At 33.4% G+C, this 13,236-nt stretch carries 10 protein-coding genes, 1 other RNA gene and 1 other annotated feature; all 11 genes read right to left on the minus strand.

Annotation, left to right across the window (positions count from 1 at the left end; all coding sequences use genetic code 11):
- A partial coding sequence (gene dnaX / locus ACZQCL_RS01960) for a DNA polymerase III subunit gamma/tau (RefSeq protein WP_482481734.1) occupies positions 1-1,605 on the minus strand: 1,605 nt, incomplete at its 3' end.
- Positions 1,606-1,719: 114 nt separating this feature from the next.
- Positions 1,720-2,196: a tRNA adenosine(34) deaminase TadA gene (gene tadA / locus ACZQCL_RS01965; RefSeq protein WP_199519615.1), complete on the minus strand. Its 477-nt coding sequence runs from the start codon at positions 2,194-2,196 to the stop codon at positions 1,720-1,722.
- A 13-nt stretch (positions 2,197-2,209) separates the two neighbouring features.
- Positions 2,210-2,295, minus strand: an RNA gene (gene ffs, locus ACZQCL_RS01970) — signal recognition particle sRNA small type.
- 65 nt (positions 2,296-2,360) lie between these two features.
- Positions 2,361-3,644 carry a serine--tRNA ligase gene (gene serS / locus ACZQCL_RS01975; protein WP_331865844.1) on the minus strand — a complete coding sequence of 428 codons (1,284 nt, stop codon included), beginning with the start codon at positions 3,642-3,644 and terminating at the stop codon, positions 2,361-2,363.
- Positions 3,645-3,684: 40 nt separating this feature from the next.
- Positions 3,685-3,895 (minus strand) — a binding site (T-box leader).
- Between the two features lie 87 nt (positions 3,896-3,982).
- Positions 3,983-4,567, minus strand: coding sequence for a helix-turn-helix domain-containing protein (locus ACZQCL_RS01980; protein ID WP_217292238.1), 585 nt, complete (start codon positions 4,565-4,567; stop codon positions 3,983-3,985).
- A 145-nt stretch (positions 4,568-4,712) separates the two neighbouring features.
- Entirely contained in the window at positions 4,713-7,181 is a 2,469-nt protein-coding gene (gyrA, locus tag ACZQCL_RS01985; protein WP_482481737.1) for a DNA gyrase subunit A, read from the minus strand.
- Positions 7,182-7,193: 12 nt separating this feature from the next.
- Positions 7,194-9,161, minus strand: coding sequence for a DNA topoisomerase (ATP-hydrolyzing) subunit B (gene gyrB / locus ACZQCL_RS01990; RefSeq protein ID WP_227992004.1), 1,968 nt, complete (start codon positions 9,159-9,161; stop codon positions 7,194-7,196).
- The gene (gene recF / locus ACZQCL_RS01995) at positions 9,158-10,237 is read right to left on the minus strand and encodes a DNA replication/repair protein RecF (protein ID WP_154555284.1); all 1,080 of its coding nucleotides are present in this window, start codon (positions 10,235-10,237) and stop codon (positions 9,158-9,160) included. The genes gyrB and recF overlap by 4 nt, the downstream gene beginning before the upstream one ends.
- Positions 10,234-10,437: a S4 domain-containing protein YaaA gene (gene yaaA, locus ACZQCL_RS02000; RefSeq protein ID WP_117573367.1), complete on the minus strand. Its 204-nt coding sequence runs from the start codon at positions 10,435-10,437 to the stop codon at positions 10,234-10,236. The genes recF and yaaA overlap by 4 nt, the downstream gene beginning before the upstream one ends.
- Before the next feature lie 114 nt (positions 10,438-10,551).
- Positions 10,552-11,670 carry a DNA polymerase III subunit beta gene (gene dnaN, locus ACZQCL_RS02005; protein WP_117573365.1) on the minus strand — a complete coding sequence of 373 codons (1,119 nt, stop codon included), beginning with the start codon at positions 11,668-11,670 and terminating at the stop codon, positions 10,552-10,554.
- A gap of 145 nt (positions 11,671-11,815) precedes the next feature.
- On the minus strand, positions 11,816-13,183 hold the full coding sequence (dnaA, locus tag ACZQCL_RS02010) for a chromosomal replication initiator protein DnaA (RefSeq protein ID WP_199519649.1): 1,368 nt from the start codon (positions 13,181-13,183) through the stop codon (positions 11,816-11,818).
- Positions 13,184-13,236: the final 53 nt, after the last annotated feature.

The raw sequence follows: 13,236 nt of genomic DNA on the forward strand, positions 1-13,236 counted from the left end.
AGATTGTTGTGTCTTATCTAATGCGAATACTTTCTTTACTTTTCCTAATAACACTTCCATAAAATCTTCATATCCATAATTCAGTTCAAATTCATTTATTTGTTTCGCAAAGATTTCACTAGATACACATACGACAATATAATTAGATCCACTAGCCATAATAGTACTATTTCTCAATGTAGCCGCATATTTTCCAAATTCTAAACTTGATATGAATTGTCCTATATTATTGAACTTATTCGTATCAATACTTCTTTCCATCTTTGTAGCTCCAACTAACAATTGAATGACAAATTCATCGTTTAATATGATTTTATTATTTTTATTTTCTGACTGTTTTAATGTTTCACGTGAAACATCAGAAATTTCAGATTTCTCTAAAACCCCATTATTATCATCTTTTTGAGTGCTTTTCTCAATTATATCTGAGTCATCAGAAGTATCGTCATATGATGTTTCATAGTTTTCTTCTTCCTCTACCTCTTTAAAATCATTATGATCTGAATCAATAATATGTGTTTTCGATTCATATGAATAACTTGAAATCTTTAATAAAGAGGCTTCTAAGTAATCTAGTGTGTTAGATGCATATGTATATTTATTATATGTATCCATTAATTCTTCCATACACTTAATTCTGAAATTAATAGGTGCTAATTTGAAATATTTCCGAATCATATCTTTGTTCATATCCGAAACTAGAGTTGAATTTTCAGAATAATCTAAAATCAGACTATCCTTCAACATATGAATAAAGTCTGCTGTCAATCGTTTAATATCCATTCCCATATCTGAATATTTCTGAATATCTTTGACAAAACTATCTACATCTTTTTTATATACTGAATAAAATAATTTTCCAATATCTTCAGATGTTACGACACCATAAATTTTACGAATATCATTCACATCAATATGAGATGAACAGTATGCAACACATTGATCCAATATGGACAATGCATCTCGCATTCCTCCATCAGCCAATTGAGCAATTAACGTTAATCCATTCTCATCAATTTCAATTCCTTCGTTTTTACAAACAACAGATAATCTATATTTAATGTCATGCATACTCACTTTATTAAAATCAAATCTTTGACAGCGAGAAATAATGGTAGGTAAAACTTTATTCGGTTCTGTAGTTGCAAAAATAAAAATTACATGAGCAGGAGGTTCCTCGATTGTTTTTAACAATGCATTGAATGCTCCAGATGTCATCATATGAACTTCATCAATAATATAAATTTTATATTTTCCCTGCATTGGGGCATACTTCACTTTATCGATCAGATTTCTTACTTCATCCACACCATTGTTGCTGGCGGCATCAATTTCAATAATATCTGGATGACTCCCATTTGCAGCCATTTTACAGTTCTCACAAACTCCACAAGGAGCATCTTGGCTATTCGTACAATTTAATGTTTTCGCAAATATTTTTGCGATTGAAGTTTTTCCTGTTCCTCTAGGACCACAAAATAAATAAGCATGAGCAATACGATTTTGAACAATCGCATTTTTCAATGTCTGAATTATATGTGTTTGTCCAACAACTTCATCAAAATTCGTTGGTCTATATTTTCTATATAACGCTTGATATGCCATTCGTAAAATCCTTTCTATATGTTTATCTGTATCTTATTTTATCATAGTTTTACTTATTTTATTTATTTGAAATAGGGAAGTACAATATATATGAAAAGCAGAAATCTTACATATTTATGATTTCTGCTTCTTTTTCATATCTCTTTTCTTCTTAAAAAAATGTTTTAATAAATCTGAACATTCAGATTCAAGAATTCCTTTTCTATATTCAGGATGATGATTAAATTCAGACACTTCAAACAAATTTGTACATGTACCCACACAGCCCCCTTTAGGATCGGATGCTCCATATACAACTTCTTTAATTCTAGATTGTATAATCGCACCTGCACACATAGGACATGGTTCTAAAGTTACATATAATATGCAGTCCTCTAATCTCCATGTATTTAATTTCTTACATGCTTTTTGAATTGCCATAATTTCTGCGTGTGCAATGCTTTGTTGTAAAGTCTCACGCTTATTATATCCACGAGCAATAACTTTATCATCCTTCACAATGACACATCCAATTGGAACCTCATCATAGCTTTCTGCTTTTTTAGCCTGCTTGATAGCTTCCTTCATCCATTTCACATCATCCATACTCATATCCTCAAAAAATAAAAAACTACTACACATGATGGAGCTTACTTAAGGCTGCTTCGTTCCCGACCTGACCTGATTCATAAGACATCATTGTAGTAGCCAAGTTATTATATCAAATCCATTTTCAATTCGCAATAGAAAAAAGCTGTCAAAGACAGCTTTTAAGATTAACCAATTTTCTTTTTACCACCCATGTAAGGTTGTAATACTTCTGGAATCAAGATTGATCCATCTGCCTGTAAATTGTTTTCTAAGAATGCAATCAACATTCTAGGTGGAGCAACACAAGTGTTGTTTAATGTGTGCGCAAAGTACTTTTCTCCATTTTCACCCTTAACACGAATCTTTAAACGACGTGCCTGAGCATCTGTTAAGTTAGAGCAACTTCCAACTTCGAAGTATTTCTTTTGACGTGGAGACCACGCTTCAACATCCACTGATTTACATTTTAAATCTGCCAAATCACCTGAACAGCATTCCAATGTACGTACTGGAATATCTAATGTTCTGAAGAATTCTACAGTATTCATATATAATTTTTTAAACCATTCCATACTTTCTTCTGGCTTACAAACAACGATCATTTCTTGTTTTTCAAATTGGTGAATACGATACACACCACGTTCTTCAATACCGTGAGCACCTTTTTCTTTACGGAAACAAGGTGAGTATGAAGTGTAAGTATATGGAAGATCTTTTTCTTCAAGAATTGTATCCTTGAATTTACCAATCATAGAGTGTTCACTTGTACCAATTAAATACAAATCTTCACCTTCGATTTTATACATCATACCTTCCATTTCCGCAAATGACATTACTCCATCAACTACTGAACTACGAATCATATATGGTGGAATTACATAAGTAAATCCTTTTTTATCAATCATGAAATCACGAGCGTAATTTAAGATTGCTGAATGTAGACGAGCAACATCTCCCATTAAATAGTAGAATCCATTTCCAGCTACACGACGTGCTGCATCTAAATCAATTCCGCTTAAACGTTCCATGATTTCAGTGTGATAAGGAATTTCAAAATCAGGAACAACAGGTTCTCCAAATTTTTCTAATTCAACATTTTCACTATCATCTTTTCCAATAGGAACACTATCATCAATGATGTTTGGGATCTGCATCATTTTTTCAGTAACAGACTCTCTTAATTTAATTTCTTTTTCTTCCAAAGCTGTTAACTCGTGAGCAATCTCAGCCATTTGTTGCTTAATTTCTTCAGCTTCTTCTTTTTTACCTTGGCCCATCAACTTACCGATTTCTTTAGAAATCTTTTTACGATTAGCACGTAAATCATCCGCATGTTGTTGTGTTTGGCGAAGCTCTTTATCCTCCATTAACACTTCATTTACTAAAGGCAATTTGTAGTCTTGGAACTTTTTCTTAATGTTCTCTTTGACAATGTCCGGATTTTCACGGACAAATTTCATATCTAACATGATATCCTCCTCTGCATAAAAAAAGAGACACTCGCACCCATAAAGGGACGATGTCTCGCGTTGCCACCCTTTTTACCATATATATACATATATGATCTCTTAACATGATAACGGTATGTACCGGATCAAACTACTAATTTCATTCAATCACTCTAAGGTGCTATTCAATTATTCATATCAGTATTTTCACCAGCCATACTGTCTCTATTTAATATATGGAATAATCTACTTATCCTTATCTTTGTTTTCAACACATTTATACCATTAAAACAAAGATAAAGTCAACCGCTTATTCTGTGAAATAGCCTCATTAAATCGGATTTATCATATGATTCTACTTATCTACAAATCATATTCAATATCACAATTATATATAGCATTAAAATATAAGAAATCCATCTATAATCCATTCCCATGAATATTAAAAACTGAATAAACAAAAGTAACCCTAATAGAGAAAAGAAGGCATAAATTCGTTTTGTTGAATTATCATAATACAAATAATATAAGCCAATTACTGCCATTGCAAAAATAGCGCCAATACATAAAGATCCTATAATGCTTCCATGACCAGAAATATAAACACATGCCGCAACAAAGATCATACATACTAAGGAAATTTTATCTGCTTTTCTATCTTGTCTAAAACTTTCCATTTTGTATACATCTAAATTGTGAATAATATTTGTGACTTCTTCATTCGAATAATTCAAACTCTTTTTACATGATATCAATTCAGCCACAGAAACATGCAAAGATTCAGATAGGGCAGGTAACAATTGAATGTCTGGATATCCTATTCCACGTTCCCATCGGCTAACAGCTTTATCTGTGACATGTAGCTGTTGAGCTAATTCCATTTGCGTCATATTGTTTTCTTTTCTTAACTTACAGATAAACATTCCCATATCTTTTGCGTTCACATATATCACTTCTTTCTATAATAAATTTATATCCATTCTATCAAATTGGCAATCAACGTGTCGTTTATATAATGTATTTGGGTTATTTCTATCTGATTTATCATATGAAAAAGGAGTAAAATCATAATTCTACTCCTTACATGCTTTATTCTTCTGTATTTTCTTCTGATTCTGCTTCAGGCTCTTCATGATCTACCAATGTCATACGCGTTACTTTTGCATCTCCATTTAAGTTGATCAATCTTACACCTTGTGTATTTCTTCCGTAGATTCCTACATTCTCTAAAGCTACACGGATCATGATTCCATCACTCGCAACAATCATCGCATCTTCTTTACCAGTAACCGCACGCATACACATTAGCTTACCTGTCTTTTCTGTGATATTAATTGTGCTAACACCTTTTTTACCACGAGAAGTCAAACGATAATCTTCGAACTTACTACGCTTACCATAACCATTTTCAGAAACAACAAGAACTGTATCACCTTCACTTGATAATGCAGCACCTACAACTTCACTGCCATCACAATTGAATCCTAATACACCACTTGCACTACGTCCCATGATACGAACTTGATCTTCATTGAATCGAACAGCTTTACCATTTGATCCAGAAATAATTACTTCGTCATGTCCCGTAGTTAATTTCACAAAGCGTAACTCATCATCTGGTTTTAAACTAATCGCAATCTTACCATTACGATTGATATTTTCAAATTCAGATACAGATGTACGTTTCACAATACCATTCTTTGTAACAAATAATAATGTTTCACTTTCATCATCCTTAGGAACAGCTACAAGAACATTTACTTTTTCACCTTTTTCCAAAGTCATTAAATTCACAATTGGAATTCCTTTAGATGTTCTAGATCCACTTGGAACATTGTATCCTTTTAATCGATATACACGACCCTTATCTGTAAACAACAACAAGAAATCATGTGTTGACATCGAAATCATAGTATCGATAGAATCCTCTTCATTTAATGTCAATGATTTGATTCCACGACCACCACGATTTTGAGCACGATATGTATCTACAAGCTGACGCTTAATATATCCAGACTCAGTTAATGTGATAATTACATCTTCCACTGGAATTAAGTCTTCATCTTCCATATCAACAGAAGCATCACTAATTTCAGTTCTTCTTTCATCACCATATTTCTGATCAATTTCAGTTAAATCATCACGAATGATTTGAAGAACACGATCATGATTTGCCAAGATATCCTTCAAATCTTCAATCGTCAATAATAATTGTTGATATTCATTTTCAATCTTATCTCGTTCCAATCCAGATAATCTTCTTAACTGCATTGCCAAGATAGCTTTAGCTTGAATCATGCTCAATCCAAACGCATCACATAAATCTTGAGATAAACCGGCCTCATCTTTTTTAGAACTACGAATCATATGAATAACTTCATCGATATGATCCATCGCAATTCGTAAACCTTCTAAGATATGTGCACGATCTTGTGCTTTCTTTAACTCAAACTGTGTTTTTCTTACAACTACATCAACCTGATGATCAATATAATCATGAATAATATCTTTTAAAGGCAATTGTTTAGGACGACCATTTTCAAGTGCCAACATATTGATACCAAATGAAGTTTGAAGTGGTGTTAATCTAAACAACTGATTTAAAATTACTTCTTCCTGCGCATCCTTCTTTAGCTCCATTACAATACGAATACCTTCACGGTTACTTTCATCATTTAAGTAAGTAACACCCTGAATGGCTTTATCACGAATTAAAGAAGCCATTTTAGTAATTAAGTTTGCCTTATTGACCTGATAAGGAATTTCATAGAAAATAATCTGTTTCTTTCCGTTTGATAATTCTTCAACACGATACTTAGAACGAATCATAATGGATCCACGTCCTGTTTCAAATGCTTGACGAATACCTTTACGACCCAAAATGATTCCTCCAGTAGGGAAGTCCGGTCCTTTAATGACTTCCATCAATTGAGGAACTGTAATATCCGGATCATCCATTACCGCAAAAATGGCTTGAATCGTTTCTGATAAATTATGAGGTGGAATATTTGTTGCCATACCAACCGCAATACCCACAGCACCATTGATCAACAAGTTTGGAATACGACTAGGCAGCACAACTGGCTCGCTTTCTTCACCATCATAGTTTGGAATAAAATCGACCGTATCTTTTTGAATGTCACGCAGCATCTCCATAGAGATTTTTGACATACGAGCTTCCGTATAACGCATTGCCGCAGCTCCATCTCCATCTAGAGAACCAAAGTTTCCATGGCCATCCACTAATGGATATCGATACGAGAAATCCTGGGCCATACGAACCATCGCATCATATACAGCTGTATCCCCATGAGGGTGATACTTACCAATAACTTCACCAACAATACGTGCACTCTTCTTATGTGCAACACCTGAAGTAATTCCCAATTGATTCATCGCATGCAAAATACGACGATGAACTGGTTTCATACCATCACGAACATCTGGTAATGCACGTGAAACAATAACAGACATTGAATAATCTAGAAAGGCTGTACGCATTTCTTTGGATATTTCAACATCTTCTACATAGTCATATCGCTTATTTTCTTCTTCCATAAGGACCTCCTACTAGTAATCCAAATTAGCGTATACAGCATTTTCCTGAATATATTCACGACGAGGCTCTACATCCTCACCCATCAACATATCAAATACACTGTCCGCTTCCATCGCATCATCAATTGTGACACGTTTCAATACTCTATGATGTGGATCCATCGTTGTTTCCCACAACTGTTCTGCATCCATTTCCCCTAAACCTTTATAACGCTGAACTTTATATCCATCTTTAAATTCTTCACGCAACTGATCCATTTCCTGTTCCTTATACGCATAGGCAATCTTTTTTCCTTTTTGCACCTTATATAAAGGAGGTTGTGCAATATAAACATATCCACCTTCAATAACAGGTTTCATAAAACGATATAAGAAAGTCAACATCAATGTACAAATATGACTACCATCGACATCGGCATCGGTCATAATAACAATTTTGTGATAACGTAATTTCGATACGTCTACATCTTCTTGAATTCCACATCCAAAAGCAGTAATCATACTACGAATTTCCTGGTTTTCAAAAATACGATGCGTTCTTGCTTTTTCAACATTTAAAATCTTACCACGCAAAGGTAAAATAGCTTGTGTTTTCGCGTCACGACCTTGTTTCGCGCTGCCCCCGGCAGAATCACCTTCGACGATATAGATTTCACATTCACTTGCATCTTTACTTGAACAATCCGTTAATTTACCTGGTAATGAACTAATTCCATCCAATGCAGATTTACGACGTGTTAATTCACGAGCTTTTTTTGCTGCAATTCTTGCCTTGCTGGCAATTTCTGCCTTTTCTACAATAGCCTTGGCAATATCTGGATTTTCTAAGAAGAAACGATTGATCTGTTCACCCGCAATATTTGAAACAATCTTACGAACTTCACTATTTCCTAATTTTGTCTTTGTCTGTCCTTCATACTGAGGATCCGGGTGCTTAACAGAAATAATTGCAACCAATCCCTCTTTAACATCATCCTGAGATAAACTCTCATCCTTTTTGATCATATTATTATTTTTCGCATAGGTATTAATACAACGAGTCAAAGCCATTCTGAAACCATCTTCGTGATATCCACCTTCATGCGTATGAATATTATTACAGAAAGAATAAATACTAGATTGATAGCCATCGTTATATTGCAAAGCAACTTCTGCAAGAATACCATCCTGCAATCCCTCTACATAAATGACTTTATCACTGATTGTACTCTTATTCTTATTTAAGAATTGTACATACTCAATAATTCCACCCTCATATTTATAGTCATTACTTGGACCATCTGATGTTCTTTTATCTGTTAAAGTTAAACGTATATCCTTATTTAAGAAGGCAAGCTGACGCAGACGAGAATTCAACGTTTCATAATCATAAACTGTTGTATCCTTAAAAATCGTTGGATCCGCTTTAAAACGAACTAAAGTACCTGTTTCTTCTGTTGTACCAATAATTTTTAAAGGCTCCACCGCATGTCCACCATTTTCAAAACGAATAAAATAGATTTTACCATCCTGATAAACAGTAACCTCTAACCATTCACTCAACGCATTAACGACACTGGCACCAACACCATGCAAACCTCCGGAAACCTTATAAGCGCCTCCGCCAAATTTTCCACCTGCATGTAATACCGTCATAATTGTTTCTACTGCGCTAATTCCTGTCTTTTCATGAATTCCAACTGGCATACCACGACCATTATCACGTACCGCAATAATATCTCCTGGCTCAATTGTCACATCAATTCGATTCGCAAAACCAGCCAAAGCCTCATCAATACCATTATCCACAATTTCCCAAACTAGATGGTGAAGTCCACGTACAGAAGTGGAACCAATATACATACCTGGTCTCAAACGAACCGCTTCTAACCCTTCTAACACCTGAATATCATCCGCTGTATACGAATGCTCTACTTGTGTAGCTTGTGTTTCTAATTCTTCAAATTCAAGAATCTCTTTTTGTAATTCATCCTGACTCATTTGTAGACCTCCTTGATTCTCCCTTGTTCTATATCATAGAATCGAACTTCACGATTCCAATGCATATTCAATCGTTCTGTTGTTGTTATAAAAATCTGCATATCGTTAGGAAGCTTTTCAATTAATTGTCGCTTTCTAAGATTATCCAGTTCACTAAATACGTCATCCAATAATAAAATTGGATATTGCCCACTCTTTTCATAAATAATTTGGGCTAACCCCAATTTAAGTGCCAGTACAAAACTTCTTTTCTGCCCCTGACTGGCCACTTCACATACAGGTTTTCCATTCAATTCAAATAAAATATCATCCCTATGAATTCCAATCAAAGTCTGATGATATTTTTTTTCTTTTTCAAAAACCTTGGCATAAGCTTCCTTCATATCTCCATCCAAATCAATAAACGTTATATACTTAGCATCTATATATTCTTTTTCATTTGAAAAGAATGGATATAGCTCACGCGCTTTTATCATCAAAGAATTCAAAAATTCATTTCTTTGTTTCATAATGATTTTTTGAACATCTATCATCTGATCCAAATAAATTTGAACTAAACACTCATCCACTTTACTCTGTTTCAAAGCTTGATTTCTCTGCTTTAAAATTTTTTGATACGAAGATAACGTAACCGTGTACGTTTTTGACAATTTCATTAACTCCATATCAATAAATCGTCTTCGATTTTTTGGAGATGAAGTAAATAAAGATAAATCGTCTGGACAAAATAAGATTGCATTTTCAATTCCAATAAAATCCGAATACTTCTTAACTGGATTTTGAAAACGAAACAAATGCTTTTTTTGATGATCCACAATCACTTTCAATTCTTCTTTTCTGTGATTAGACTCCACCGTTGCCTGAACACAAAATTCTTTGCACCCATGCATGATCATACTGTCCAATTGATTTGTTCGAAACGAACGCAAATGACTTAAAAAATAAATAGCTTCAATTAAGTTCGTTTTGCCCTGTGCGTTTTTTCCATATAAAAAATGAATGCATTTTGGTGTAAAAGAAAAAGACATGGTTTCATAATTACGGAAATGAAAACATGTCAGTTTTTCAACATTCATTTCACTTCAATCCTTATTCCATTAGTTTCTACAATATCTCCATGGTAGATCTTTTTTCCACGACGATTTTCATTAACGCCGTTGACTAATACTTCCATGTTTGCTAAATATTCCTTGGCCTGTCCACCACTATAGACAACATCGCAAGCTTTTAGCAATTGTGCTAATGTAATATACTCATCTTTAAGTTCAAATTCCATGAAAATACCTCTTTTCGCACTATAATTATATCATAAAACGACATAAATAGCTATGCGTACAGAGATACCGATATAAAAAGAAACCGTTTAAAACGAGTTTAAACGGCATTTTCTTTAATCATAACTACGAATTGGCACTAAAATCATTAAGACTGAAGCATCTTCCGGATTTGATACCTTGATAGGCTTCATAAATCCAGAAAATTCAATTAATACTTTTTCGCATCCCAATGCCTTGATCGCATCCAACATATATGTACCATTACATGTCAATGAAATATCTTCTCCTTCATATTCACACTTAGTCAATACTTCATCAGAGTTTCCAATTTCACTTGAATACGTCTTAACATGAGTTTCTGCAGTTGAACATTCCAATTTAATTAAATGTACTTTATCATTACGAATGAAGTTAGTACGATCAATTGTACCTGCAATTTCATATGAATCCACCAACATCTTAGATACACAGCTTGTAGGAATAATTCTTTGTACATCTGGGAAAGTTCCATCAATCAAACGAGTTTGGATAATTGTTTTATCAAATACAAACTGTGCTTTTTTAGAATCTGCATAAATATCGATTGTATCATCATCTGAAACAGAACGAACAACCTCAGTTAAAGATTTACTAGGAATTGTGATATTAAAATCTTGACTTGAATTCAATTCAATTGTTTTTCTAGCTAAACGATATGAGTCTGTTCCAGAACAATACAACATATTACCTTGTGAATTGAAATTTACCCCCGTTAATACTGGACGTTGATCTTTGTCGCTGCACGCAAATGCAGTCTGAGAAACGATTGATTTTAAATCTGTTGCCTTTAATACAAAATGATGATTAGGTTGTGTAAAATCAATATCAGGATATTCATTAGAACGAATACCATTTAAGTTAAATTGACCATTATCACTAGAAATACGAACTAAAGAGTAGTCAATGACTTCAATTTCAATATTTTTACAATCCAATTTACGAACAATTTCTAATAAATACTTAGAATCAATAATAATAGATCCTTCTTCTTCAATATCTAAATTATTCAATTCACCAGGAACAATTACAGTACGAATGGATATATTTGAATCACTACCAGTTAAAATCATTGAACCATCTTTTAAATCAATACAAATACCTGATAGTGCAGGTAATGGAGAAAAGACACTAATAGCTCTAGAAACAATAGATAGCTTGTCATAAAAATATTTTCGATCAATAGAAAAATGCATAAAATCCTCCTTTTATTAATATATTTATATATAAATTATAATATAAGGGACTGTATAAGTGTGTAAAAATTGCACAGACCCTTTAAAATACGTACTCTACGCTAATTTTTTGGGTGTGGATTCCATGAGGAATACAGTGTATAAATTAAGAATCCAAAGTGCTACGAATTTTTTCAACAGCTGTTTTAAAAGCTTCATCTTTTTGAATCAATTTCTTAGCACGCTCATACGAACTAGAAATTGTCGTATGATCACGACCCCCTAATTCTTGCCCAATAGATACATAAGATTTATGAAGCAAGTCTCTAGATAAGTAAACACAGATATGTCTTGCGTTCGCAATAAATTTTTGACGACATTTACCCTCTAAATCCTTGTAAGATAAGCCATAAAAACGTGTTACAGCCTTCTTTATCTTTTTGATTGTCAATTCATCCGATTGCGATACAATAGGCTCTTTAACTAATACTTTACGCGTAAAATCCATATCGATTACATCTGGATTAAATAGTGTCGCATTAAATATCAAGCGATTTAAAGTTCCCTCTAGATTTCTTACGTCATTTGAATATTTACCAGCTAAATAATCAATAACATCTTCGCTCATATTCACACTTTCTTCACGACCTTCGATTTTCTTCTTTAAAATCGCTTTGCTAGTTTCGAATTCTGGTTTAGAAATACTGATTGTAAGCCCAGAAACAAAGCGTGAAATTAAACGAGACTGTAATCCACTAATTTCACTAGGATGCATATCACTTGTGATAATAATCTGTGTATTCTTTTGAATCAATTGATTATAGACAGTGAAGAAGATTTCCTGACTACTAGAATGTTGCTGCAAATTTTGAATATCATCAATTAAGAAATAATCACAGTCTAGAAGTTGTTCCTTTACTCTTTCTACAGTATTGCCATGAACATTTTTGGTTTTCATAGCTTCAATCAATAAAGAAACTAAATCTCCACTATACATATAAATTACTTTACATTCAGGATGTTCCTTAGCTAGATAATTTCCCATCGCATGTAGTAAATGGGTTTTACCTAAGCCAGAATTACCATACAACATAAGGGGATTGAAGGGATGAGAAGTCGTTTGTGTACAACAAGCTAAACATGCGGCATAAGCCTCCGCATTAGAATTACCTTCGACAAAATTTTCAAATGTATAAGAAGGATTGAATTTATTTTCTAATAAAACATTCGTTCTTTGTTTGACAACCTCTTCAGGCATCATCTTTTCCATTTCTCTTTGGTGGATAAACTGAATTGTTAATGTATCGCCCCAGACCTCACTTAAAGTGGATTCAAACAGTTCTTTTTCTTTCTGTTTCTTTAAAATACTAAAAGTGATTGTAGAACGATAGGCTACATAAGCTATATTATCCTCTATTTTAAATAGAGTTGTTTTTGAAATCCATGAATTGAATGTATGACTATCAAAATAGTTGGATTCTTGTATTTTTTGTAAAGTTTCATTCCATATCGATGCATAAGACATGGTAGACATAGTAAAACCTCCTTGCAATATTACTATTATACACGATTTTTACACTTATCCCC

Source organism: Holdemanella sp. (assembly GCF_056804935.1).